The organism is Cupriavidus sp. 05N39 (assembly GCF_056397325.1).
The window spans coordinates 1-426 of the sequence record NZ_JBFTNE010000330.1; the positions used below are offsets into that span (position 1 = coordinate 1).

Below are 426 nucleotides of genomic sequence, written 5' to 3' on the forward strand. Positions count from 1 at the left end.
GCACTGGACGCTGCCGACCATGCTGCTCGGCTTCGGCGGCCTGCTGGTGCTGGCGCCGCTGGGCTACATCCTCTGCTACGGCAAGCTGGGCTTCCCGGAACTGGGCGCCGAAGGCTTGGGCATCGCCTCGGCCACGATGATGTGGATCCAGGCGCTGTGCTTTGCCGGGTACCTGTTCACGACCAAGCGCTTTGCCCACCTGCACCTGTTCTCGCACTTCGAGGCGCCGCGCTGGGCCGCGATCTGGGACCTGCTGCGCACCGGCCTGCCGATCGGCATCACCGTGCTGATGGAGGGCGGGCTGTTCATCGTCACCGCGCTGCTCATCGGCCGCCTTGGCGCCACCGAGGCGGCCTCGCACCAGATCGCGATCAACGTGGCGCAGCTGTGCTTCATGATCCCGATGGGCGTGGCCGAGGCCACCAC

Annotated in this window: 1 protein-coding gene; it reads left to right on the forward strand. The window is 68.3% G+C overall.

Features of this window, described 5'->3' with window-relative positions; genetic code table 11:
* Window positions 1-426, forward strand: a 426-nt coding sequence (locus AC1DN0_RS41555) for an MATE family efflux transporter (protein WP_477146679.1), incomplete at both ends; no start/stop codon positions are given.